Origin of the sequence: Rhizobium sp. CRRU65, from assembly GCF_048551595.1 — a bacterium.
Classification (GTDB): Bacteria; Pseudomonadota; Alphaproteobacteria; order Rhizobiales; family Rhizobiaceae; genus Rhizobium; species Rhizobium leguminosarum_J.
On record NZ_JBLYZH010000005.1, the window covers coordinates 233,815 to 256,141 of the forward strand.

The window sequence follows — 22,327 nt, forward strand, 5'->3', positions numbered from 1 at the left end:
CTCGGGTAGCGTCAGCACCATCTCGGCTCGTATTCTGCTGATCGCCGCGATGCTGGCGCTGCCGCTCACCGCTGCCAACGTCGGCATCTTTCAAGCCTTCAACAACAGCCTTTTTGCGAAGCGCTTCGAATGGGCTCCTCGCCAAGCTTCCGGCAACGTCATCTTCGTTGCAATTGACAAACATTCTCTCGACGCCGTTGGGACCTGGCCGTGGCCGCGGAGCATTTATGCGACCCTAGTCGATAAGCTGATTGGGTCAGGCGCCAGGGACATCTTCCTCGACGTCGATTTCAGTGCGTTCTCCAGCAAGCACGAGGACGACCGTCTGGCGGCGGCGCTAAAGAGAGCCGGAGGAGGTGTGCTTTTGCCGGTGTTCCGGCAGCAGGAGACGGCGTCATCGTCTCAGACGGCGGTGACGAGGCCGATCCCACAATTTCTTGAGAATGCCTGGCCCGTATTCGCCAATGTCGCGATGGATGCGGATGGGGTCGTCCGCCGTTTCGATCTGGGAAGCCAGCTTGACGGGAACCGCACTCAGTCCGCTGCATCGGCTATTGGCAGGATCGACAGCAGTTCCGGTTCCCTGCTGATCGACTACTCGATAAGGCCCGAGACCGTCCCGACAATCTCCTTGTCCGAGGTGCTGAATGGAAGCGTACCGGCCGAGGCGATGAGAGACCGCTCGGTTGTCGTGGGAGCATCTGCGACCGAGCTGAAAGACATTTTCCCTGTTCCCGTATATGGAGCGATCGCCGGCCCGCTCATCCACGTGCTTGCCGCGGAAACGCTCCTCCAGAACCGCTTCCTGAGAATATTCGATCAGGCGCCGCTGGAACTCCTGTTTGCGGTCTTGCTTATTGTCCTTGTGATCTGCGGGCGCTCGACCCGAATTATGACGATGGCGGCGGCCGGACTGACCACGGTCATCGTCGGCGAAATCGGCGCATTCCTGCTGCAACGGCAGTACGGCCTTCTTGTGGGGACAGCGGTGCCGTGGTCGATGCTCCTGCTCGCGTGGATACTGGCTCTGAACGAACGCGTCGACCTCGGTCAAATGCTTGTTGCCGTGGCCAACAGGGAAGCTCGAAACACCAGACGCCTCATGAGAAGGATTATTGCCGACAGTTCGGACGGCGTCGTTGCATTCGACGGCGATCTGAGGATCGTCGAGGCGAGCGAATCCGCAAAAGCCTTGCTGCGGGTCGATGTCGGTACCTTGCTTCTCGATGGCACCGACACCGCCATGATCGACATTCTGCAAAGGCTGGTTTCAGAACACGATGCTGAACCAAACAGGATACACACGGCTCTTGCCGATTTCACCGGCAGCGGTGGTTCGCATGCCGCTCACTACGAGGTGTCCATCACAATTTCGCCTACCGAACAGACGACGGCGGCGCGCTCGCGGTTCGCCGGTTGCCTGATCATGCGAGACGTCACCGCGCGACGCGAATATGAGCACCGGTTGAAGAAGCTATCCGAACGGGACGACCTCACCGGATTGCTCAATCGTCGGGAATTCGCGTCCCGACTGGCCGCCATTGAAGGCGAGGTCCTCGTTTCGGTGCTGGATATCAAACGTTTCTCGTCGCTTTGCGCCACTCTTGGCCGCGACGCCGGGGACGAGCTTTTGAAAGCTGTGGCGGCCAGGCTGGCGAGCGCGTTCGCCGACGATTTGCTGGCAAGACTGGACGGTGACCATTTCGGCATCGCCACCCTCACAAACGATGAACGTCGGATCGAGGATTTTGCAGATAGTCTTTCGCGGCTGTTCGAAGAGCCCATATTGCTCCGCGGCGCGGTAGTCCCGGTCTCGGTTCGCCTCGGAGTAGCCCGCTCGGGCGACGCGGCGCCCGGCGCTCGTCTGGCCGCCGCTGAATCTGCGCTGGATGCCGTCAAGGCCAGCCCTGGGCAACGATGGTCGTCCTTCGATCCTTCTACCGCCGTTCGCCAAGCGCGGTCGCGCCGGCTGGAGCGGGACATGCGCGATGCTCTCCAGAACCGGCAGTTCTTCCTGCAGTTCCAGCCGCAGATCGAATTCAGAAGCAGGCGCCTCGTCGGCGCGGAGGCTTTGATCAGATGGAACCATCCGGAGTTCGGGTTGATATCTCCGGCCGAGTTCATCCCGATCGCTGAATCCTCTGGCTTGATCTGCGATATCGGCCGCTGGACTCTGTTTGAGGCCTGCACCGAGGCCGCCGCTTGGCCTGCCGAGCTCAGCGTCGCAGTCAACGTTTCGGCACTTCAGTTCGAGGGGTCCGACGTCGAGGCCGACGTGCGGGACGCATTATCCTGCAGCGGGCTTCCCGCCTCCCGCTTGTGCCTGGAATTGACGGAATCCGCATTCCTCGACAAAGGCGGCGCCTCAATCGCCAAGATGCGCGCACTTCGCGATCGAGAGGTCGTCATTGCCCTGGACGACTTCGGGACCGGCTATTCATCGATGAACTATCTTGCCGATCTTCCTCTCGACAAGCTCAAGATCGATCAGTCCTTTGTCCGGCGAATGAACGGCAATCCAAGCATATTCGAAATAGTGCGGGCGATCGTCTCCTTGGCGCACGGCTTGAACTTGGTAGTTGTCGCCGAGGGCGTCGAAACCGAGCTGGAGGCCGAGGCGCTACATCGGCTCGGATGCGAGACGGGACAGGGCTATCTCTTCGGGAGGCCGGACGAGGCACTTCAAATGCTTTCCAATTGGAACGTCCAAATGCGTCTCTCCGCCAACGTCTGACGGCGCGCGGGATTCGCGCCGGAGCGACGCGCGTTCGACGGAAGATTCATGCATCGCCAGGGTGATGTGCCCGATTTCCGTACTCCCAGCTCATTCGAATTGCGTCGCCTTCCAATCATATCTAAGTCGGAGGATGTACACGCAATGATTATGGCTGATGGGCTACATCGGACTAAAGTCCATTATGAGACACCAGCAACGAAATTAGAGTGCAACGCAACTGCGGGCTTCCATACCATGGCGGGTGAGATTTGCGTGACGCTCCGAGGATATGTCGGAACAAGGCGAAAATCCAAACGAACTCCGTCTGAAACGAATAGCATCATTGTTCGGCCGAATGAGGATCTGAAATGCTTTTCTCTTCAGACACGGATCGGAGGGACGCTCGTCATTTCAACGGGCCGCTGGTTTCGGTGGTCATCCCGGCCTTCAATGCTTCCCGTTATATCGAACGCACACTTCGATCCGCCGGGCGCCAAACCTACCGGAACCTGGAGATCATCGTCGTCAATGACGGCTCTACCGATGATACGGCAAGGGTGGTCGAGCAAGTGGCGCTGGCAGATTCGCGGATCCGCCTGCTGTCCACGCCAAACCGCGGCGTTGCCGCAGCAAGGAACACCGGCATCCGGGAAGCAGCAGGTCGGTTTGTGGCATTTCTTGACGCGGACGATCTCTGGCATCACACGAAAATCGAAAAGCAGGTGAATGCGCTCAATCGCTTAACCCCACAGTGGGCTGCGGTTTATGTGCTGCATTACATCATCAATAGTGACGACGAGATCCTTCGCTCCTGCCGGCCCGATGTCGCCAGAGGATATATCTTCGCCCGGCATCTGACTTTCAAATATGTCGGCAACGGAAGCGCGCTTCTTGTCCGTCGGGATGTCGCGCTCGAGATTGGCGGATTTGACAGCTCATATGCAGCTGCAGGAATTGGCGGCTGCGAAGATCTCGACTTCGAACTCAAGCTGGCCGCGCGCTATCAAATCGAAGTCATCCCCGAACGGCTGGTTGGATACCGGCAGTATCCCGGCAACATGTCGTCCAATCACCTGCCAATGGGCCGAGGCGCACTGGAAGTTATCAGGCGTTCGCTGGCGGCAAACCCTCAACTCCCCCAATACGCAACGCGGAGCGCAATCAACGCCACCCAGAAATACGCATTTTGGGAGTTCCGCCAAGCCAGGAACACGTATCTCTCACTTGCGACGATCTGGTCGATCTTAAAAAGCGAACCATCTTTCGTGGTTCGGCTTGCACTCGAGAAGTGCCTGCGCCTGAGACAACATTGTCTTCGCCTCGTGACCGCAACGGCGAACGGTCGAGATCCACCGCGAGTGAACCGGTCGAAATTCGACCAGCAAATCGTCCCTTCGTCTGTCGAACGCCCGGACGAGACCGCGCAATCTCGACGTCACCCGATGCAGCTGACGGAGGTGGATGCCGAGCTGAGTTCAGCCCTTGAGCCCGTGGCGGACCGGCTCGGCCAGGTGGCAAAATCACAAACCCGGTCTTCGTAGCCGGAGGCGAAATCAGACAGGCCTAACTAAAAGCCTTCGTTCGCCACTCCAGTGTCTCTCTGGACGTTTTCTGATTGCTTGCCATGTCTGTTGGATAGCCAATCGACAGGTGGCGGATGTTTTTCTTCACCGAGGAAATGGAGAGTGCAGCTTGACAGCCATCACAATAGCGATTGTGGACGACCACCCTCTTTTTCGAGAAGGGGTGAGCCGCAGTCTGTCCGAAATCGAGGATTTCGTCGTTGTCGATGAAGGGGCAAGTGCCGATGACGCGACCATGCTGGTGGCGGCCCAAAGGCCTGACGTCGTTCTGCTCGATGTGTCCATGCCCGGAGGAGGGATCGAAGCGATTTCCGAGATCGTGGTGCGAAGCTCACAGACAAAAGTCCTGATGCTGACCGCCTCGGAGGAAGTCGACCCGCTTGTTGCAGCGCTACGACGAGGGGCGGCGGGATACGTCGTCAAGGGTATCGGATCACGCGGACTTGCAGAGGCCATTCGGACAGTCGCTGGAGGCTCCAGATACATCTCGCCGACCATGCGGGCCAAGGTTGAAAAAAGTCTCTTCGACAGACCGGCTTCACTGACTGCCCGCGAAACCGAGGTGATAGAATTGGTCGCCGAAGGACTTTCCAACAAGCATATCGGGCGCCAGCTGAACCTGCAGGAGAAAACGATCAAGCATCACATGACCGAAATACTGTCCAAGCTTGGCGCCAGCAATCGGACGGAAGCAGCAATCAGATGGCGCCAGGGCTCCTAGCGGAGCGCTGAAGATTGGCCTGCTTCGCTTGTCGCAAGTAAAGCGCAGCGGCGTTGGCCGCCGCGACCGGCAGAGTTATTCCGGTTGAACCAGCAGAAGGATGTGGATGTCCCTATCAGCCCTAAGCGCCGCCTTCTTCGCGAGCATGTACTTCCGAAGCTATTTTGGCGTGGTGGGGCCGCTGGTTGCGGACGACCTCGCGCTGTCGCCCGCTGAATTCGGATGGCTCGCGTCCGCGTTTTTCGGGTCATTCGCATTGCTACAGATCCCCGTGGGTATCGCGTTCGACCGCTGGGGGGTGCGCTGGCCCATGGCATTGATGATGGTCGTTGGCGCCGCGGGGTCGGCGCTCCTCGCTTCATCATCCAGCTTCTGGTCGGCGTTCATCGGCCAGATCGCGATCGGCATAGGTTGCGCGCCGATCTTCATGGGCGCCCTTTATTATCTCGGTCGCCTCCACTCGCCGGACCGGGCTGGGCGAATTGCGGCCACCGTGAGTTCGGTAGGCTCCATCGGCGCGCTGGTTTCAGCATCCCCGCTATACTTCTTTACGGCCGAATGGGGCTGGCGCGTCGCGTGCTCGACCGCGTCCGCGATGATGTTGGCATGCGCCCTTGCTGTCGCGACTTCGTTGCGCCACGCCCCGCCGGCGAGAAGCAGCCAACACACGACCGGGGGCGCACCGTGGAGGTTGCCTCGTCTCGCCTATCTGATACCGATCTGTTTCACACTTTCGCTGGGCGGCACGTTTCGTAACGCTTGGGCGGGACCATACCTCACCGACATCTTCGGCCACGGCACCGATACCGGCGCTGTTCTGACGGCCGTCAGTGTCGTCGGCATAGCGACTTCATTTGCGCTGCCATTCGCGCTTCTGCGATGGCGCGGGCCTACGATCGTGACCGCAACCTACGTCGTGGGCCTTTTGAGTGGCCTTCTTCTCGCGGTCTCGCCAGATATCAGCATTTACGCCGCATCCGCGGGATTGGCCTTGCTTTACGCGATGGGCAATGTTCATCCCGTGGCGATGACCGAGGCGCAGGCATTGCTGCCGTATCAAATGAGAGGCATCGGGCTCGGAGCGCTCAACACACTTGTTTTTCTCGGAGTTTCGGCGTCGTCGTCCGTTTTTGGCATCATCGCGGGACTTCCTCTGGATGCGGCGGCGATTTATCGCCTTGTCTTTGGAGCGACGGCGATGGCGCTTTCCATAGCACTAGTGGTCTACGTGGCGTGTCGTCCGCCAGGTAGCGGCAGTTGATGATATCGTCGCCGCGCCTGTCGTAACGGCACTGGCCGTGCTCCATCCGTCTTGCCGTGGCCTATGGAAATGCCTGGATGAGTGCCTCTTCCCAAGTCTGCTGAACCCTGTGGTGGTTCAGTGGCCCGTTGGCGCGCTCAAGGTTGAGAATGTCGATAATGCTCCGCACTACATCGCGTCATTCTGGCAACGTCCGCTAGTCCTAAACCTAATCTATTTTTATAAACCGCCACCTCATCAGCCGCCCGCGGCTCCTTATAGGAGGACACGGCAGCTTTCCGTCATCCGTCAAAGCTGGGTGTTCGCTCTCCGCGATCAATGTCGGCTGCGGCCAGACGACATTCCTCGGGCGCCGATGGCTGGATGAAGTCCAGTGTAACCCGAATGGACATCACCGCCATGGGCTGCCGGTCCGGGCCCTCGATCGCGACTGACTTTTCTTCCTCGGGCGAGTTTGGAATACCGTCCACCGCCATTTCCGAAAGTACATGGTGGGCATAACCAAGCGCCGCGGCCAAATCGATGAACTCGAGCCCATTGTCGACGTGGAATTCGCCGTCGCCATCTTTTATCGAAAAAAAGAATGTTGTCATAGGTTGCTCCGTCGACCTTATTCTCGTCCGACAACGTCAAAATTGACAAAAGGTTTGCTAGGCAGCAGCTATATTTAGACAGCCTTGCGCGCGGCCAGCAGAAGCCGACCAATCTCGGCACGCGCGCGGCGGTTGATCGCCCGTAGCCGACGATCACAAAGCTCTCATCCTGGACGCATTTGATCTTCACCCAATCGCCGAGCCGCCGGATCGATAGGGCTCACTCCTACGCTTGGCGATGATGCCTCCAGCCCATGCGCGCAGGCGCTTGCCAGCAGCTGATCGCCGTCGGCCTCGATCTCCTCGGAAAGGCTGATATCGCCTGCTCGCTGGCCGGCACAAGAACCTCGACTAATGCCGGCGCGTCCAGCTCCGACCTCCTGAGATCATGGGCATCGAAATAGTTCGAAGGCCATGAAGATGGCGTCGCTCGAGCTCTTCTTGCGCCCCCGCCGCTGAGCGACTGTTGCAGCAGGCTGAAACACGACCGGCCCTCCTCGTCGAGAACAGCCCCTCGCCATCGAGGATTGCAGTGCCAGCCGGAAGCCACATGGCCGCCTGTTTCGCCGGGAAACGATGCGTCCAGTCATGGCCGCCGCGCGTCAGGATGCGAATGCCCGTCGGCTCGATATGAACCGACAGGCGAGCCATCCAATATGATCTCATAAACCCAGTCGTCGCCCTTCGGCGGCTTGGTTTCAGCAAGGCTCGCCGACGCTCGCTCAGTCTCGCCTTCGATGCCTCCTCTTCCTCCGTGCCCTTCATTGCCTCGCGGCGCGCTTTCCTAACCTCGGGTTCATTGCGTTCGGCTGCCGCCTCGATTGCCTGCCACCGTCGGCGGAGTTTGTCGTAAGATCGGTAGGGCACAGTCCATAACCGGCGATCTGCGTCCCAGCGCGCAAACGGGATTTCACGAATTTCGTTCACGACGGCGCGCGAGTATGGCGTCCGGATTTGAAAGGCCGATGGCGCGGCTTCGAGATAGCGGCTTCCGATAGGATCAAAGGCGAATGCGTCCCTTTCCTTCTCGTCGGCAAACGTGTCGGCCTCCGCTTCCATCTCGGCCAATCCAACTCCGATGCGCCTTTCTGCGGTGCGACCGGGCACGAACCAGGCCTTCAAGTTATCGCTCCAACTAGCGCGCGGGAAAGACTAGCGAAAGCGCTGCACGGCGATGCGATCGTGGGGCAGGTCAGTGGTCGCGCCAACACGTGGTTCAGCAGGAGCGGTATCGTTCAGTTCCTTTTCCATGGCGCCTCACCACGAATTCGAATTCCCGTCCGATCGCCATGCGGCCCCCGAACGCTCACGCTGCCTGCTTTGATTTTCCGAGGCGCTTGATCGCCTGCTCAAGCGGTCGCTGACCATCGCAATAATCCTGCCACGCCGCGCTTTTCGCAAGCAGCGCAGGAACTGTGCGAACCGTGAACCGCTTGGGGTCGAGATCAGACTTTACCTGCGTCCACGTCAACGGCATCGACACGGCGGCGCCGGGCCGCGCTCGTGGAGACAAAGGTGCGACAGCCGTCGCCATGCGATCGTTGCGCAGGTAGTCGAGAAAGATGCGCCCCTCACGCTGATTCTTGGCCATTTTGATCAGGTAAAGATTCGGATTGTCGCGCGCCATCTGTTCGCAAACATCATGGGCGAAACCCTTCGCGATGTCCCAGCTGAGTTTCTTGCTCTTCGGCACGGCAAGCGGCGTCACCACGTGCAGTCCTTTGCCGCCCGTCGTCTTGCAGAAGCTGACGAGCCCGAGCTCCTCCAGCCGGTCGCGGATTTCACGAGCCGCTGCGACGACGGTGGAGAAATCGACATCAGGTCCAGGATCGAGGTCAAACACCAGACGGCCGGGCACTTCCGGCTGATTAGGCTCACAGTTCCACGGATGCAGCTCGACGCCGCCGATCTGGGCGATTGCCGCAAGACCCTCGACGCGGTCGATCTGTAGGTAGGGCTTCTTGTCGCCAAACACCGTGACCAGTTCCAGCAGGTTCGATGTCCCCGGCATCGCATGGCGCTGGAAGAACTGCTCTCCGCCAATGCCGTCCGGTGTGCGAATGATTGAGCATGGCCGCCCCTTGATATGGTCGATCAACCAGGAACCGACGGCTTCGTGGTAGTGCGCCAGATCGACCTTAGTCACCGGCTCTCCGTCACCGGCATCCGGCCATAGCGGCTTGTCGGGGCTGGAGATCATCACGCCCATCACCTCCACCTTCGCGCCCTTGCGGAAACGCGCAGGCGCCGGTTTCGAAGTCTCGGGATCGGGCACCTCGGTTTTGGCTGGTGAGGCCGGCTTCTCGGCCTCGACTTCTGCCGCAGGCTTATCTTCCCGCAAGCCCTTGAACGCCGCTTGGCGCACCTGGCCATCGGCCGTCCAGCCGGCAAACTCGATCTCGGCGACGAGTTCTGGTTTTAGCCAAACGATATCAGGGCTCTTCTTCGGCGCACCGATACCGGTGAACGGCGACTCCGATGTCTCCATCGCCTGCAGCTTGGGCAAGAGCGTGTCGACGACCTTCGCTCCATAACCCGTGCCGACCCGGCCGACATAGACAAAATGGTTGCCGCGATGGACGCCGACGAGCAGTGATCGGAACTTGCCATTGGTTTTCGCATAGGCGCCGATAACGACTTCATGCCCTGCCCGGCATTTCGACTTGGCCCATGTCTCGGTGCGGCCCGATTGATAAGGTGCGTCAGCCTGTTTCGAGACGATCCCCTCCAGCGACAAACGACAGGCGGATCTGAGAACCGCGTCGCCACCGGTTTCGAAATGCTCGACGAAGTGTAGACGCGGATCTTCGCCGGCATCCGACAAGAACGTCGCCAAGCGTTCCTTGCGTTCTGTGAGCGGCAGCTCGCGCAAATCTTCGCCTCCCACGAAGAGGAGGTCGAATGCAAAGTAGACCAAATTATCGGTCTTTCCTTCCGAGAGCGCCGCCTGGAGCGCAGCAAAATCCGGGGCGCCGGTTTCGTCGAGCGCGCAGATCTCTCCATCAATGATGGCGTCGGGAAGAGCGGACGCTGAGGCGGCGATGGCCGGATATTTGGCCGTCCAGTCCAGACCCTTGCGGGTTTTGAGGGTTGCCTCGCCATCCTCAACTCGCATCTGGATGCGATAGCCGTCGAATTTGATCTCATGAATCCAGCCATCGGCAGATGGCGGGCGCGCCAGGGTTTCGCACAGCTGCGGTGGGACGAAAACCGGCATGGTGGAGTTCGCACGCTTGCCGGCCGACGGCTTTTTTGCAGTCTTCACGCCCGCTTTGCGCTCCTCGGCCGCGAAAACGTGATTGCTGTTCCACACCGCATCCGCCTCGACGTCGCCATTCTGCATCATGAATGGCGTTGGCTTCCTGCCTTTTCCCGCTGCGATCGCCTCCATCGTTCTCGCGGACGCCACGGACGTATCGTTTTCCTCCAAGATGGCCGCGCCGTTCTCCTCGACCGAGAAATCGTCATGATGCTTGATCAGCAGCCAGTTGGTCCGTTTGCCGCCATCGCGGTCGTTGCGCATGCGCACCAGAACGAAACCGCCATGGAGGCGCTTACCCTCCAGCTTGAACTTGAAATCGCCCCTAGCGAGCGCTTCTTCCGGCGTCCTGTTGCCCTCGAGCTCCCAGTAGCCGCGGTCCCACAACATCACGGTGCCGCCGCCATACTGGCCTTTCGGGATCGTGCCTTCGAAATCCCCGTAGTCCAAGGGATGGTCTTCGACTTCGACGGCCAGCCGCTTGTCGTGCGGGTCGAGCGACGGGCCCTTGGTCACAGCCCAGGATTTAAAGACGCCGTCGAGTTCGAGCCGAAGGTCATAATGCAACCGGGTAGCGTCGTGCTTCTGGATCACAAACCGCCGGCGGTTCGACGGCTTCACCTGGGCCTCGCCGCTCGGCTCGCCGGTCTTCTTGAAATCGCGCTTGGCGCGGTATTTCGAAAGATTGTCGCTCATGAACTCCGGCTCCGATCACTGACCTATCGACGCGATACATGGACCGCACCGGCGTCACCGAGACTGCGTTGGACGGCGGCGATCTGACTGGCTGCAATATCCGCCGAAACCTCGATGTCGCCTTCGAGGGCTGCGTCATCGCGGGCGCCGTCTGCGTGGGAAGCATCACCGCCCGATGGCACTGAGCCAACGGTATTTCGATCGGTGGTGGATTGAATGAAGATGTCGGGCCTTGAGATGCCGTGCTGTTGATCAAGGTGTTCAACTGCACGGTCGGCTGCCTCGCGTGTCTCGAAAATCGCCCGGATCGTGGTGGTGCTGTCGTCCGCCATTACTTTCTCCTGCTTGTTGTTGTCACAGGATCAGAACGCCTCGGCTCGCCAGTAGTTTCACCGCATCTAGGACCCGATAACTCGGATTATTGATATCGGGGCGAAAAATGCAATGTTCTCTCTTTGTTTCGGTCTAAAACCTTTAGAGGAGACGCCAAGTTCGCGGCCTTTTCATTGAAGCCGCCATGGGTAACATCCAGTTTTCCGCGCATCAACGCTAGAGCCAGTTCCGGGGACGACCGAGTAGACAGCGTAATGCTTCCTCGCGTACCATACGCAACAGGTGAGGTAGCCACGTGACCTCAAGCCCGACCAGAAACCCCGTAGCAAGTACGGGCCTCCGCGGCTGTTTTTAAGCTCTTTCCCGGCGCCGTCTTCCCAGGATGATACCAGCGAGATAAGATCTACTGTTCGCACACTGCTCTCTAAATCCACGGCAAGACCCTCGATCCCGATTCCGGCGGTGCCCTATGACATCGACGATGTAAAGCCACTCCTAGTGCGAGAAATTTGCTATCAATCTCTTTTGTGGAAGATCCAGGCGGTCTGGTCTTGGTGAAAATAACGAAGTTTTGGCCTTCGGCGGCTAGACCACTGCGGAACGGAGAACACCCGGTGTTTGCGGCGGGTCTTTGACAAGGGGCATGGCATGCTTTGCTGTCCTTGGTCCTAGGACGGAGGACAGCAAGTGGAACGCGCGATGAAAGCCAGGACATTGTAATACTACCCAAACTGATCAGCCTCCAGGAGCAGGAACAAGAGCAGAGGCCTGAACGCTTGCGACTGGAGGCGCGGGGCGATGATCCGTACTCCGTCCAAAATTTGCAGGCTTCTCTCGGCATAAGCAAGTCCGAGGTCAATGGAAGGCGGAGGCCGGGTGACGAGGCCCGCGAAAAATTTTCTGTTGCGGCTCTTGAATCCGAAATTGTAAAAAACCAAATCGATGCCGCCAGCCGCTAAGGAAGGGCTGGCCTTGCTGGAGGCGCCGTCTTTCGGCGCTTCGGTACCATGTTGCTTCAAGGAGGATATGGCTATGGCAACATCTTACGACTATGCACCGCTCTACCGTTCGAGCGTCGGGTTCGACCGGGTCTTTCATCTTCTCGAAAACGCCCAGCGCGCCCGCTCGATCAACGACTGGCCGCCCTATGACATCATCAAGAGCGGGGATGACAGCTATCGGATTTCGATCGCGGTGGCGGGCTTCACCCAAAACGATCTCGACATCACCTTCCAATCCAATCTGCTGTCCGTGACGGGCAAGAAGCAGGAGGCCGCACATGAAGGCTACCTGCATCGCGGCATAGCCGGCCGGCCGTTCGAACATCGGTTCGAACTTGCCGACCACGTGAGGGTGAATAGGGCGGAGCTCAGCAATGGTCTTCTTTCGATCGAACTCGTTCGCGAGATTCCAGAGGCACTGAAGCCGCGGAAAATCTCCATACTGAACGCTCCCGCACCGAATTCCGCTGCTCCCGCGCAGATCGAAGCACAAAAGGCCGCTTGACCGCGTCGTTCGCAGACCAAGGGCGCCGTGACCACGGCGCCCGTCAACACGGGTTAGGAGGAGAGAGCGATGAAACCCGATATGTTCAAACAGCCTGTCTCAATTTTTGTCGGCTTAGGCTTTCCGGCCGAGGTTCGCAGTGTGATGGACGCCTACCGGCATCTCGTCGAATGCCCGGGTTCACCGAGAGACGCGGCGCACGCGGTCGCACTAAAGGCATGCAGAGCCGCGTTGCGCGGTGAGATCGAAGCAGAGACCGCGCGGGGCCTGTTTGCCGCCTTCGCGAAGAAACACGATCTTCTCGCGCCGGAAAACAACATGATCGCCGCGTCTCGTCTGCCAGGCGACAGCGATCCACACGTTCGTTGAGGTAGTCCGATGATGCACGACATGCTGCGGCAGGCCATCGGCAACGCGATGGCGATGGGCCCCGCGGTTCTGGTTCCGCGCATGCAGCTCAAGCGCCCGGTCGACGTGGTGAGAGAGCCGTCCCTATCGGTCGATGATAAGCGCACGATCCTGGCCGCCTGGGCGTCGGATTTTTACGCGGTCGAGTCGAAGCCCGCCCTCCGTCGGCCGCCCGGTACACCAGAGCCAGTTTCGATCGATGACGTGCGGTCCGCCCTCGATGAACTCGATCGGCGCTATGGCATCTGAAGAATGGCCGGCCAGTCGGCCGCTTGAAGGAACTAGCGTGTTGAGCGACGGGGGCTACCAACCACGAGAAGTATGTCTTCGGCATCTCTGCTGGAATAAAGGTCATCGCCGCCCCTGCCTATGCCCGTCGATGCAAAATAAACGTACTCCGCCGACGGTCTGGCTGCAAAAGTACCATCCCTTTTGGCAGCAGTACCCGTTCAGCTCGCGCGAGCAGGTGCTGGCGATCGGCCTCAGCCAGACGGTAAGTAGCAAGTTCATCGGGGTCGCTCTTGATGGCTAAGAGGCACGGCAACTGCGTCCCAGATACATGGGTCGTACACTTTTGTTCCGCATTGCGCCTGGTCTCGTAGTGCATGGTTGACCAGCAGACTCAGGCTAGTTTCGAACAAGGGCGAAAATTTCACTTTTTGTTTGCTGTGAATGCCCTGTTCAAATTGCGACGTTACTAGGCCCGGTCTCAAGCAGACGACCAGGCTTCGACCGGCCAAGCACAATTGTCGGTCACGCCTAGGCGGAATTGGCCATGAGATTGAGCAATTCAAGTCCGCTGGTGGGCTTCGATACAAACGTTACTCCAGCCTCTAGGTCACGATGCGAGAGATTCACGAAGCCTGACGTTACGATGATCCGCATGTGCGGCCACCGACTGCGGACGGTGGCGACAAGCCCCAGGCCGTCCATGCTTCCCGGCATATTAATATCGGTATACAGCGCATCGACGTCGTTGTGCCGTAAGTGGATCAACGCCTCGTCTGCGTTGGCCGCCTCGAGGGTGCGGTATCCGGCCTTGTCGAGGAAATCGACGATGTTGTAGCGAAGCTGTGGCTCGTCCTCCACGATCAGGACGCTTCTCCCCTCGACCGGATCCGGATCCGCGCGCCTTGGCACGCGAGCGTAAACCTCTGCGCCGTCGCTCGAGGCACGTGTCCGTTCAAGCAAGTTGCGTTCCAGAACCGCCTGCTCCCAATGCAGTTCGTCCTGGCCTAACGGGCGACCAGCCTGCTCCCATAGCGCATAAGCACGCGCAGCGATCCATTCGTTTCGATTGTCGATCATCTGCCAACCCTTCGTTTAGCCTGAAATGGAGCGATTGGAGATTCGGGCGAGGGTCGCGAGAGCTTTGTCTGTAATGGTACAAAATGGTCGTCACGGGAGGTGTTCCCACACAGCACGATAAATTGCTTCGACATCAGGGCTTGAACAGATTTCGAGACCACGCATCCAGACAGCGGATGCATGCACGTCGAGCGGCGGATCCGAGGTACCAAGTCCTTGGTCCGGCTGAGCTCCGCTTGTCGTCGCACGTGTTGGTTGGCCCTCATGTCGAGCCGGAAAGCCGCATCGTGCGGGAACAATCGATGGCTCGGCTGGTTTGCACGAAATGGCAAACGCCCGATTGTCTTCCACGAAATCCTTGCCGAACTGGCATTTGCTTACGAACCCAGCCGACGGTGACACGTTTCATTTCTCGGTCGAATACCTGACGCGCAGAAAGGTTTGCTTTCAGTTCATAGGTCGCAGGGGCGACGGCTTGGCGGAAATGGACGGTTATCACATCGAAGCGAGCCTCGGGGGCGTCACCGCGTTGCCAGGCCATCTGTGGTGGCGGCCATCGTCGATTTTGGCGACAATAGTCTGATAAAATTCTATTCGGCCTCGAAGTTGTCAGTTGGCGCCATCGCGAACGAGGTCTGGCAGGGCATCCGGACGCCAGACATCGCTAATAGCGACGGCTGGCACTATCTTTACTGAGAAAGATTTGCTCACCCCTTTTGGTGCCGAGGACGGCAGGGGCAACCAAGGTCGATCTAGGAAGGCCGTTTCATTAGCCAGTCTTGAGACCGTACGCCTCGTTCCGATTTTTGGGAACAACACGTCACGGTCGAGGTTTGCAGGATGCAACCATCAACGAGGAGCCCAATCATGTTCAAGCGCATCGATCAACTACAGGCCGAACTGCCCCCGCCGAAAGCCGCCGATTTAAATGCGGCAGCCGCTCGCCAGGAGCCCGCCGCGCACCCCGTTTCGAGCCTGCGAGGAGCAGCGACATGGCAGACAAGACCAAGGTAACAGATACTCCAGACCAACATCCAGGCCTCGAACCCCCCATCAAGGAGTCTAGTCAACAGCAGGGCATGGCGCCGGCTCCCGACGAGAAGGAAAAAATGATGCCGATCGGCAAGCCTGGTGTTCGCGTGAAGTCGAAGAAGTTTGGAAAAAGTACAACCAGTTGAGCGACGAACAGCGCAATCACGGGTAAGTGAAGTGGCATTAATCAAGCCGCCGCTTCCCTGGCCCACCGTTACGATAGAGGGATACGCTGCTAGGCAACGGTCGGAAGAACAGGATGCGAGGTTTGGTCGTCGCAGGCTGAAGCTCATGCAGTTGCGGAAGACGACCCTCGTGGTCAATAGGCAGCTCACGCGTGCCGCCATACCTTGATCGCGGAAATCACCAGGATCGCCGCAAGACTTGTAGCATGACGACATCGGGACGAGGCCGTGGAGCTGTCCGCCGACAAACGCGCTGAGGATCGATCCGGCAGGAAGACCTCGATGTGCTGATCACGGACCATGGACTGCCCGGTATGTCCGGCGCCGATCTCGCTGTAGCGTGTCGGCGCCGACAACCAGAGCTGGGGATTGTGTTCTCATCGGGGATGATCGGCATTCCGCAGATCGATGGCCACCAGCTGATCTCTGACGCTGTACTTCTCGGTAAACCCTACGACGAAGCCGGCCTGGCGATGGCTCTGGCACAGTTTCGAAAGATGTAGGCGGTACCTAGCGCGGCGGGAAGAGCTCTCTCGAAATCTTTCAACCGGATCGCTGCTGGTCGGTCGCGAGCACTTGCCTTACGTGAGCGCGTTCGGAAATAATATAGACCAGTTCGCGGTAGTCGTATGGCTTGGGCAAGAAGAAAACGCCGGGGTCGATCTGCGAGCGGACATCGCGGCCCGACGCGACCCATACGCTCGTCTCGGGTCGAGCGGATCTCACTAGCTTCATCAGGTCAATTCCACTCAATCCGCCCGGCATGTCGACATCGGTAATCATTACGTCCAAATGATCGCATCTGCCCAGCACCGCGATGGCTTCCAAAGCGCTGGCGGCTTCGATGACGGTATGTCCAGCATCCACGAGTTCATCCGACAAGAGAAAGCGGATTAACGGCTCGTCTTCGACGACGAGAATAACGGCCATAAGTTCGATCCCTACTATATGTGATCGCCTAACGCGGCTCGACACGGGTGTGTTGCACCCTCGTTTTAGGATCCGCTTACATGTTTAATAAAATCTGAATCAATGGCCGTCGGATGGACGCTGCAGTCGTAATGGCATCCTTGCGGACGATATTTCGCAAAAACCGACGACACTGGGACGCCAGGTATCGTGGCGCTAGCCGGTTGCTTGATCCCGGAGACGATCAGGACCGCGATGGGGACTGCTGTTCGATTTCAATTTCGAGCCTACGGCTCAACCTAACGACCTCGATTGCTCTGACTTCACCCCAGGCGAGGCGCAGGCGAACCGAATTGGAACTCTTTGCGAGCATGACTGTAATCCTTTACGCGGCGACGGAGGTTGTGGCGAAGGCTATCCGTTCAAGCGCTAAGTTCGCCCGCGCGGCGTCACTTGCCATAGAGTCCATGAGATGAAGCTCGCAGGAACGGAAGTCTAGGTCGACCAAGCTAGATTGTTCACCTGCTACCGCCCGGGTCCGGCGGTGGAAGCTTATCAATTTCCGCAGGCGCTCGTTCTACCAATTTGCGAGGCGGAGCACAGTCGGAGATGCGAATGAGCGGACTACCCTCGCTTGGTGGCCAGTGAGCGTCCCAACCTACCCCGCGGCGTTCATGGGCACCGCAACGGGAGCGTCTTTGTCCGGCAGGGAACTTGTGGCGAGAGACGCTCAGGGACCGCGCGCCGGTGAGCAATCCGACTTTGCGTGGAGCGGCTGCATTGTCAGCGCGGAGCGGACAGCGCGCCTGAGCACTGGGGAGGGGCGCGACGCGCGCCAGCCGTGGCCGATGGCCTTTCAAGATCGCCGCGCGCACCGTGTACTGTACCGTACATTTTCGCGAGTGTGCCCCCGCTGCTACAGCTTTTTGTTGGATTGAGTTATATCCTCTGGTTGTATTAGTATGACACGGAGTACAGAAAATGAAGTTGATAGCCGCCGCAACGCTACTCGCTCTTGTCTCGACCACCGCGCTTGCGGCCGATGCGGTCCCGGTCATTTCGGACGCTCCCGTTGCGGCCGCTCCTGCATTTACCTGGTCCGGTCCGTACTTGGGTATCGATGGCGGCGCGGGATGGCTTAACGGTGACTTCAGCGCCGGTGGTGCCAGCGCTTCCGAGGATTTTAACGGCGGCATCTTCGGCGGTTTTGTGGGTTACAACTTCCAGTTCGATAACATTGTTGTTGGCATCGAGGGCAACCTCGAACACAACTGGAATGAAGAGGAAGCGCTGGGAGCTGACGTTGGGACCGATTGGACCGGCGCTGTTCGTGGTCGTGTCGGCTATGCTTTCGACAAGGCGCTGATCTATGGCGCAGCCGGTTGGACCGCGACGCGCGGTTACGTAGATCTGCCTGGCCTTGACAAGGAAACGGAGACCTTCAACGGCTACACCGTAGGAGCCGGCCTCGACTTCGCGATCACCAACAACATCTTCGCTCGTGGTGAATATCGGTACAACGACTTTGGCGAGAAGGACGTTCTCGGCGTTGACGTCGACCTCGATCAGCACGAACTCAAGTTTGGCATTGGCGTAAAGTTCTAAGAACCGTCGGCCAACCAGCAAGATCGAAACCCCGCCTATCGTGGTGGGGAATTTTTCCGTAGCTAAGGTCAGTCCAGCTCGTCTGCCCGGCACAGGGCATCCGAGGCGCATTGTGTTGCCCCCACCCGTCGCGAAATAATTGTGGCGCTACGAAAAAGCCGCAACAATGACATGAGCAGGAACGCTTGCTGGAGCGGAGCTTAGTGCGGCTGAGCTTTAAATTGTATTGGATGACAGCTGGGTTGACCTCCTAGGCGCCGTGCCCGGCGTGGCAAAGTCGCCCCTCCAAACAATGAGCATACCAGGCAAAGGCGCGTCCGCGACGGCGCCAGTTCGCGCACGGCTTGACCGGTTAAAAGGGCAGCCGCAGGAGGGTTGGCGGAGCGCCGCTCGGGAACGAGCGGAACCCGGGACCGACTGCCCCCGGCAAGCCGTTCCGCTTGAGTGGTACCCGTGGGCTCCCTCGCCTCACCTGCTCGGCCGTGCCAGCGAGCGGGCGATATCGACGATGTCGTCGCGCGAAGCCGTCGGGTCATCCTTGCTCCAGGCAACCCCAAGCCCGACCCTGAAGTCGATGCCTCTGACCGCCTTCAGCTCGAACGCCCGGTTCGGCAGGCCCTCGGTCCATTCCGGCGCAAAGCCGATGCCAAGCCCGGCAGAAACCAGCGACACCAGTGAATAGGTGTCGTCGCAGCTGTAAGCGATGTTGCGGGTCAGGTCGTATTCCTCGAACTTCTCGTTGAAGTACCGCTCGGTGTAGGAGAGGTTCTTGCGATTGAAGGCGATGATCTTCTCCCCGCGCAGGTCGTCGATGACGATCTCCGCCTGTTCCGCCAGCCGGTTGGTACGGGAAACCGCCAGCAGATACCGCTCATGGGCGATCGAGGAGAAGCGCAACGAGCCGATGTTTTCCACCGGTCTGATGAAGCCGAGATTGATCTGGCCGTTTTCCAGGCCGCGGATGATGTCGCCGGTATTGCCGCTTGATATATGGATGCGGATATCCGGGTACTTGCGGGCGATCTTTCCAAGGAACGCCGGCAGCACGCCGGTGGTGGCCGGATAGACGGTGCCGATCCTGATCTGCCGGATCGTCTTGCCGGCCACCGCCCTGGTGATCTCGGCGGACAGATCGACCTCGCTCAGGATCCCGACGCAACGCTCGTGGAAGATCTCCCCTGCCCTCGTCAGTTCCACCCGCCGGGTCGAGCGGATGAACAGCGGACAGCCGAGTTCGCGCTCCAGCGCCTGCACATGGTTGGAGAGCGCCGGCTGGGCGATGCGCACCTTGGCGGCCGCCCGGCCGAAATGCAGTTCCTCGGCCACCGCGACGAAGTAGGAGAGCTGGCGTAGTTCCATGAGGGGTTCCACGATCGATGCGAGGATTAAGCAAATTATCTGAATTTAAGATAACTGGAAATCAGATATAATCGAAGACCCCATCTTAGACAAGGTGGGTGAACGTGGCGAAGACGCTCGGCACGGAAAGGCATAGAGCGCTGATAGCGCTGCTGGTCGAGAAGCGAGAGGCATCAGGTCTCACGCAGACGGAGCTTGCTGACAAACTTGGCGAATACCAGTCGTTTGTCGCCCGATTGGAGAGCGGCCAACGTCGCGTCGACGTCATCGAGTTCCTCGAGCTGGCAAGAATACTGAATTTTGATCCTTTGGACGCCCTGGGCCGACTTGCTAGGGAGTAGGCCGCCGAATTCTACTGCGCGAGCAGTTGTCTAGGAGATCTACCAGCTGAACCGCGCCTCATTGCACCATGGCGATTATCGGCGGAGCCTGTAGCAAGAGACTGGTCTTGAAGAGCTGCGAACCGCAGACCGTGATGTCATAGTGTCAAAGCTGGTTAGAGCCGCGAGGTGGCTGTCATTACCCAGATCGAACCCATTCGGACGAGCGATGGAACAGTCATATCGCCAGGCCGTTGGCATTGCGAACAACCACGGTCCGCAACCTGGTCGTCGATGAGTTCCGCCAACGCGAATTCATGGACCCACGAACCAGGCGAACACTGCCGTACAATCTTTTCGTACCTCGGGATTACGATCCCGCGCGCTCCTATCCGCTGGTGCTGTACATGCACGGCGCCGGTGCCACAAGCACCGAGACGGAGGCCACGCTGTTCCAGGGTCTCGGTGCGGTGGCATGGGCGAGCCCTGCCGATCAGATCGCGCGACCCGCCTTCGTGCTCGCGCCTCAATATGTAGAGATCATCGCCGACGACGACTCTAAGATGTCGTCGAGGCTGGATACATTACCGTTACCTGTCGGAAGGCCACGAAGTTGATCGGGCTCCGTTCTGCGTCGATCTCCGCAACGGTTCGTGAAACTGCTCTGCATTCCAGGTGCCGTCCCAAAACCGCGCGGCAGTGGCGCCTTCCTTGGAAAGCACGTCAATCATGGCACTTTCGTCGGGCCAAGCCTTGTCATCGTCCTGGGACACGAGGATCCAGAGAATTTTATGGGCCAGGGGCTTCACCAGCGCCGGGTCCCATTGTCCGGCGACCGAGGCCGAAAATAGCTCGGGGTATTTGATATCCATTGCCATCGTCATCATGCCGCCACCCGACTGACCCGTAGCGTAGAGGCCCTTGTGGTCGATGGAATATTCGGCTGCGAGGGGCAGCGATAAGATCGATTGCGGTAGGGACGCACGAGAAGCAGAACTGGCGCACCAGGAAAATCGGAAGACCGACGAACGGTGCTCCATGAGCAGGGCAATCTCAACGCTCCTGAGGATCATCCGGTTTGCACCCCGAGCAAACACTTCCTTGCCCCCTCGATGTGGTCCTTGAGTAAACCCGCGGCATCGTCAGTCCGTTTTTCAATGTATGCGCGGGTGATTTTCTCGTGGTCGTCAAGCCAGGATGGCGTCTCATCGATCAGCTTGTCATATTTTATCGAATACATAATGCAATTTCTTCGCAATTCCTCGATCATCGCAACCTGTCGGCGGCGGCCCGCGGGCGCGGATAGAGTTGAATGGAAGAGCCAGTCGCCTTCGTAATATTACTGTGTTGTGGAGAACGTCGGTCGATCACGCCATAGCCGACCATTTAACATCCGGTCATAGCCGATCTTGAAAACGGCTCTCATGTATCCAGTATTAAATGGGTCGCTTATCTTATAGGGCACCATGACGTCGATGGTAGCCATATGGAACTGGGCACCAACCCGGCGGCAATATTCATAGACCGCGTAAAGCGATTGACGCGTCTGCGACTTCACAAGGATTGAGTACGCCCTTGTGCTAACCGACAACGTCGAATTTGCCGTCACGGCAAACTCGGGCATCAACGCGTTATTCACCAGTAAGTACATGTCGGATCCCCGGGCCCCAGCGGGAACCGGCAGATCGACGTTCGACAACACGGCCTCCGGAACGGTCATGATCTGAGCTGACGGCCCACCATCGGAGTGCAACTCAACGATCGGCCGCCCGTCAACCACCGCATTGATCCGCACGGCGGGGAAAACGCCCGGAATGCTGGCCGATGCGATCAGGACATTTTGGAAGAGGCCGAGAGCGTCTGGCCGCGGGCTATTCGCTATGGCGCCCATATCCCAAAGAACGGCACGTTGAGTGTCGAGATTGGTCGTCAGGACAAAAAGATTTCGGCCTTTTCGGTATTCGTCAGCAATTTCGGTGAGAAGGAGGTTGTCCACATATCTCTCGACCATTTCCCTCAGGGGCTTCTGAGAATACAAGCTTTCGCCGAGCAGACCGCTGACGATGAATTTTCGGTCGAGCAGTTCCGTCGCGACGCCGCTTGTATAGAGATGTTCGAGGACGAGGTCATACTTCGTTCCCAGGAAAGCGAAGGGGGCGATGAGGGCCCCGGTACTAACGCCGCTCACGAGGTCGAAGGTTGGCCGATCGCCGCGCTCAGACCATGCCTTTAGAACACCGACGGAGAAAGCTCCACCGGCTCCACCGCCTGAGATCGCCAAGTATTTCCGAGGGACGCGGGATCCAGCCCTCTGAAAGCGTTTCCTGATCGCTGAATCGATCTCGCCATCCAACGGGGCGCGGATGTTTTCAAACCCCGCGATTTCCGCCTGACGTGCATCGACCTCCTGAAAGACTGGTCGCGCCGTGGTGCAACCGATCAAAAGGCAAACAAGCCCAGCAAGGGTCATGCGCGTCAGTGGAACCGCGGTGAGATGAGGGATCCTCGCCAGAAAACGCATCGGACGCTCCAA

At 58.9% G+C, this 22,327-nt stretch carries 19 protein-coding genes and 3 pseudogenes; 11 read left to right on the top strand and 11 right to left on the bottom strand.

What is annotated here, in order from left to right; all coding sequences use genetic code 11:
• The first annotated feature begins 49 nt into the window (after positions 1 to 49).
• The 4 genes from ACM5SV_RS12665 (at position 50) to ACM5SV_RS12680 (ending at position 6,281) form a co-directional block, all read left to right on the top strand.
• Positions 50 to 2,734, top strand: a complete 2,685-nt coding sequence (locus ACM5SV_RS12665; protein WP_245274083.1) for an EAL domain-containing protein — start codon at positions 50 to 52, stop codon at positions 2,732 to 2,734.
• A gap of 350 nt (positions 2,735 to 3,084) precedes the next feature.
• Positions 3,085 to 4,257 carry a glycosyltransferase family 2 protein gene (locus ACM5SV_RS12670; protein WP_419425262.1) on the top strand — a complete coding sequence of 391 codons (1,173 nt, stop codon included), beginning with the start codon at positions 3,085 to 3,087 and terminating at the stop codon, positions 4,255 to 4,257.
• 151 nt (positions 4,258 to 4,408) lie between these two features.
• Positions 4,409 to 5,020, top strand: coding sequence for a response regulator (locus tag ACM5SV_RS12675; protein WP_419425320.1), 612 nt, complete (start codon positions 4,409 to 4,411; stop codon positions 5,018 to 5,020).
• A 106-nt stretch (positions 5,021 to 5,126) separates the two neighbouring features.
• Entirely contained in the window at positions 5,127 to 6,281 is a 1,155-nt protein-coding gene (locus ACM5SV_RS12680; RefSeq protein ID WP_128440371.1) for an MFS transporter, read from the top strand.
• Positions 6,282 to 6,562: 281 nt separating this feature from the next.
• Here the strand turns inward: ACM5SV_RS12680 and ACM5SV_RS12685 are convergent, their stop codons facing one another.
• From ACM5SV_RS12685 to ACM5SV_RS12705, 5 genes and pseudogenes are all read right to left on the bottom strand, one after another.
• A complete protein-coding gene (locus tag ACM5SV_RS12685; protein WP_003554763.1) occupies positions 6,563 to 6,874 on the bottom strand; it encodes a DUF6894 family protein in 312 nt (103 codons plus the stop codon).
• 74 nt (positions 6,875 to 6,948) lie between these two features.
• Positions 6,949 to 7,583: pseudogene (locus ACM5SV_RS12690) on the bottom strand (ATP-dependent DNA ligase); the annotation flags it as partial.
• Positions 7,583 to 7,996, bottom strand: a pseudogene (locus tag ACM5SV_RS12695) (hypothetical protein); the annotation flags it as partial. The pseudogenes ACM5SV_RS12695 and ACM5SV_RS12690, both read right to left, overlap by 1 nt.
• A gap of 184 nt (positions 7,997 to 8,180) precedes the next feature.
• Positions 8,181 to 10,829 (bottom strand): DNA ligase D, encoded by a 2,649-nt coding sequence (gene ligD / locus ACM5SV_RS12700; RefSeq protein WP_017997552.1) that lies wholly within the window; start codon positions 10,827 to 10,829, stop codon positions 8,181 to 8,183.
• A 23-nt stretch (positions 10,830 to 10,852) separates the two neighbouring features.
• A complete protein-coding gene (locus tag ACM5SV_RS12705) occupies positions 10,853 to 11,161 on the bottom strand; it encodes a hypothetical protein (protein ID WP_419425263.1) in 309 nt (102 codons plus the stop codon).
• 1,033 nt (positions 11,162 to 12,194) lie between these two features.
• Between ACM5SV_RS12705 and ACM5SV_RS12710 the strand changes: the two genes are divergently transcribed.
• The 3 genes from ACM5SV_RS12710 (at position 12,195) to ACM5SV_RS12720 (ending at position 13,325) form a co-directional block, all read left to right on the top strand.
• Positions 12,195 to 12,668 carry an Hsp20 family protein gene (locus ACM5SV_RS12710; RefSeq protein ID WP_017997554.1) on the top strand — a complete coding sequence of 158 codons (474 nt, stop codon included), beginning with the start codon at positions 12,195 to 12,197 and terminating at the stop codon, positions 12,666 to 12,668.
• A 69-nt stretch (positions 12,669 to 12,737) separates the two neighbouring features.
• Positions 12,738 to 13,037 carry a DUF982 domain-containing protein gene (locus tag ACM5SV_RS12715; protein ID WP_017997555.1) on the top strand — a complete coding sequence of 100 codons (300 nt, stop codon included), beginning with the start codon at positions 12,738 to 12,740 and terminating at the stop codon, positions 13,035 to 13,037.
• A 9-nt stretch (positions 13,038 to 13,046) separates the two neighbouring features.
• Positions 13,047 to 13,325, top strand: coding sequence for a hypothetical protein (locus ACM5SV_RS12720; protein ID WP_003554773.1), 279 nt, complete (start codon positions 13,047 to 13,049; stop codon positions 13,323 to 13,325).
• Between the two features lie 510 nt (positions 13,326 to 13,835).
• Here ACM5SV_RS12720 and ACM5SV_RS12725 read toward each other — a convergent pair.
• Positions 13,836 to 14,384, bottom strand: a complete 549-nt coding sequence (locus ACM5SV_RS12725; protein ID WP_003554775.1) for a response regulator — start codon at positions 14,382 to 14,384, stop codon at positions 13,836 to 13,838.
• Between the two features lie 992 nt (positions 14,385 to 15,376).
• Between ACM5SV_RS12725 and ACM5SV_RS12730 the strand changes: the two genes are divergently transcribed.
• Positions 15,377 to 15,562: a hypothetical protein gene (locus ACM5SV_RS12730; protein WP_003554779.1), complete on the top strand. Its 186-nt coding sequence runs from the start codon at positions 15,377 to 15,379 to the stop codon at positions 15,560 to 15,562.
• Positions 15,563 to 15,885: 323 nt separating this feature from the next.
• Complete coding sequence (locus tag ACM5SV_RS12735; RefSeq protein WP_003554781.1) at positions 15,886 to 16,104, top strand: hypothetical protein; 219 nt, start codon at positions 15,886 to 15,888, stop codon at positions 16,102 to 16,104.
• A 40-nt stretch (positions 16,105 to 16,144) separates the two neighbouring features.
• On the opposite strand, the gene ACM5SV_RS12740 is transcribed toward ACM5SV_RS12735, so the two are convergent.
• Positions 16,145 to 16,531 carry a response regulator gene (locus ACM5SV_RS12740; protein ID WP_419425264.1) on the bottom strand — a complete coding sequence of 129 codons (387 nt, stop codon included), beginning with the start codon at positions 16,529 to 16,531 and terminating at the stop codon, positions 16,145 to 16,147.
• Between the two features lie 960 nt (positions 16,532 to 17,491).
• Here ACM5SV_RS12740 and ACM5SV_RS12745 point away from each other — a divergent pair.
• Complete coding sequence (locus ACM5SV_RS12745; RefSeq protein WP_003554784.1) at positions 17,492 to 18,115, top strand: outer membrane protein; 624 nt, start codon at positions 17,492 to 17,494, stop codon at positions 18,113 to 18,115.
• A gap of 468 nt (positions 18,116 to 18,583) precedes the next feature.
• On the opposite strand, the gene ACM5SV_RS12750 is transcribed toward ACM5SV_RS12745, so the two are convergent.
• Complete coding sequence (locus tag ACM5SV_RS12750; RefSeq protein ID WP_419425265.1) at positions 18,584 to 19,474, bottom strand: LysR family transcriptional regulator; 891 nt, start codon at positions 19,472 to 19,474, stop codon at positions 18,584 to 18,586.
• A gap of 98 nt (positions 19,475 to 19,572) precedes the next feature.
• Between ACM5SV_RS12750 and ACM5SV_RS12755 the strand changes: the two genes are divergently transcribed.
• The gene (locus ACM5SV_RS12755; RefSeq protein ID WP_017997293.1) at positions 19,573 to 19,815 is read left to right on the top strand and encodes a helix-turn-helix domain-containing protein; all 243 of its coding nucleotides are present in this window, start codon (positions 19,573 to 19,575) and stop codon (positions 19,813 to 19,815) included.
• A 569-nt stretch (positions 19,816 to 20,384) separates the two neighbouring features.
• Here ACM5SV_RS12755 and ACM5SV_RS12760 read toward each other — a convergent pair.
• The 3 genes and pseudogenes from ACM5SV_RS12760 to ACM5SV_RS12770 form a co-directional block, all read right to left on the bottom strand.
• On the bottom strand, positions 20,385 to 20,867 hold the full coding sequence (locus tag ACM5SV_RS12760) for a peptidase (RefSeq protein ID WP_419425266.1): 483 nt from the start codon (positions 20,865 to 20,867) through the stop codon (positions 20,385 to 20,387).
• A pseudogene (locus ACM5SV_RS12765) lies at positions 20,864 to 21,121 on the bottom strand (FCD domain-containing protein); the annotation flags it as partial. The pseudogene ACM5SV_RS12765 and the gene ACM5SV_RS12760, both read right to left, overlap by 4 nt.
• 12 nt (positions 21,122 to 21,133) lie before the next feature.
• The gene (locus tag ACM5SV_RS12770; RefSeq protein WP_419425267.1) at positions 21,134 to 22,315 is read right to left on the bottom strand and encodes a patatin-like phospholipase family protein; all 1,182 of its coding nucleotides are present in this window, start codon (positions 22,313 to 22,315) and stop codon (positions 21,134 to 21,136) included.
• Positions 22,316 to 22,327 lie beyond the last annotated feature (12 nt).

What these genes read in the sequence shown, in the direction of transcription:
- ACM5SV_RS12665 (WP_245274083.1), top strand. Translation starts at nt 50, where the DNA reads ATGCTGGCGCTGCCGCTCACCGCTGCCAACGTCGGCATCTTTCAAGCC.
- ACM5SV_RS12670 (WP_419425262.1), top strand. Translation starts at nt 3,085, where the DNA reads ATGCTTTTCTCTTCAGACACGGATCGGAGGGACGCTCGTCATTTCAAC.
- ACM5SV_RS12680 (WP_128440371.1), top strand. Translation starts at nt 5,127, where the DNA reads ATGTCCCTATCAGCCCTAAGCGCCGCCTTCTTCGCGAGCATGTACTTC.
- ACM5SV_RS12685 (WP_003554763.1), bottom strand. Translation starts at nt 6,874, where the DNA reads ATGACAACATTCTTTTTTTCGATAAAAGATGGCGACGGCGAATTCCAC.
- ligD (WP_017997552.1), bottom strand. Translation starts at nt 10,829, where the DNA reads ATGAGCGACAATCTTTCGAAATACCGCGCCAAGCGCGATTTCAAGAAG.
- ACM5SV_RS12705 (WP_419425263.1), bottom strand. Translation starts at nt 11,161, where the DNA reads ATGGCGGACGACAGCACCACCACGATCCGGGCGATTTTCGAGACACGC.
- ACM5SV_RS12710 (WP_017997554.1), top strand. Translation starts at nt 12,195, where the DNA reads ATGGCAACATCTTACGACTATGCACCGCTCTACCGTTCGAGCGTCGGG.
- ACM5SV_RS12715 (WP_017997555.1), top strand. Translation starts at nt 12,738, where the DNA reads ATGAAACCCGATATGTTCAAACAGCCTGTCTCAATTTTTGTCGGCTTA.
- ACM5SV_RS12720 (WP_003554773.1), top strand. Translation starts at nt 13,047, where the DNA reads ATGATGCACGACATGCTGCGGCAGGCCATCGGCAACGCGATGGCGATG.
- ACM5SV_RS12725 (WP_003554775.1), bottom strand. Translation starts at nt 14,384, where the DNA reads ATGATCGACAATCGAAACGAATGGATCGCTGCGCGTGCTTATGCGCTA.
- ACM5SV_RS12730 (WP_003554779.1), top strand. Translation starts at nt 15,377, where the DNA reads ATGGCAGACAAGACCAAGGTAACAGATACTCCAGACCAACATCCAGGC.
- ACM5SV_RS12740 (WP_419425264.1), bottom strand. Translation starts at nt 16,531, where the DNA reads ATGGCCGTTATTCTCGTCGTCGAAGACGAGCCGTTAATCCGCTTTCTC.
- ACM5SV_RS12745 (WP_003554784.1), top strand. Translation starts at nt 17,492, where the DNA reads ATGAAGTTGATAGCCGCCGCAACGCTACTCGCTCTTGTCTCGACCACC.
- ACM5SV_RS12750 (WP_419425265.1), bottom strand. Translation starts at nt 19,474, where the DNA reads ATGGAACTACGCCAGCTCTCCTACTTCGTCGCGGTGGCCGAGGAACTG.
- ACM5SV_RS12760 (WP_419425266.1), bottom strand. Translation starts at nt 20,867, where the DNA reads ATGATCCTCAGGAGCGTTGAGATTGCCCTGCTCATGGAGCACCGTTCG.
- ACM5SV_RS12770 (WP_419425267.1), bottom strand. Translation starts at nt 22,315, where the DNA reads ATGCGTTTTCTGGCGAGGATCCCTCATCTCACCGCGGTTCCACTGACG.